This is a genomic window from Bradyrhizobium genomosp. III, from assembly GCF_000261705.1.
Lineage (GTDB): Bacteria > Pseudomonadota > Alphaproteobacteria > Rhizobiales > Xanthobacteraceae > Bradyrhizobium > Bradyrhizobium ottawaense.
In genome coordinates this window covers 1-369 of record NZ_AJQF01000213.1, presented here as the reverse complement: position 1 = coordinate 369, position 369 = coordinate 1, and the positions used below count along the sequence as shown (strand labels likewise).

Annotated in this window: 1 protein-coding gene; it reads left to right on the top strand. The window is 65.6% G+C overall.

All coding sequences use genetic code 11. The annotated features are described in order from the left end of the window. Positions 1 to 369: DDE-type integrase/transposase/recombinase (locus tag IC66_RS0118490; RefSeq protein WP_038948605.1), on the top strand; the 369-nt coding region annotated here is incomplete at both ends.

Here is a 369-nt window from a genome sequence, read left to right as displayed (position 1 = left end):
TCGCTTCGGCTATCGGCGCCTGCATGTTCTGCTCAAGCGTGAGGGCTACGTGGTCAACCACAAGAAGCTGTTCCGGCTCTACCGGGAAGAAAGGCTTGCGGTGCGTCGCCGTGGCGGCCGCAAGCGGGCGATCGGGACCCGAGCGCCGATGACGGTCGCGATGGCGCCAAACGACCGCTGGTCTCTCGACTTCGTGTCGGATCAGCTCACCGATGGCCGCCGCTTCCGCATCCTCACCGTCGTCGATGATTGCACCCGCGAGTGCCTGACGCTGGTGGCCGACACCTCGCTGTCTGGCTCCCGGGTGGCGCGGGAGCTGGATCGGCTGATCATCGAGCGCGGCAAGCCCAAAATGGTGGTCAGCGACAA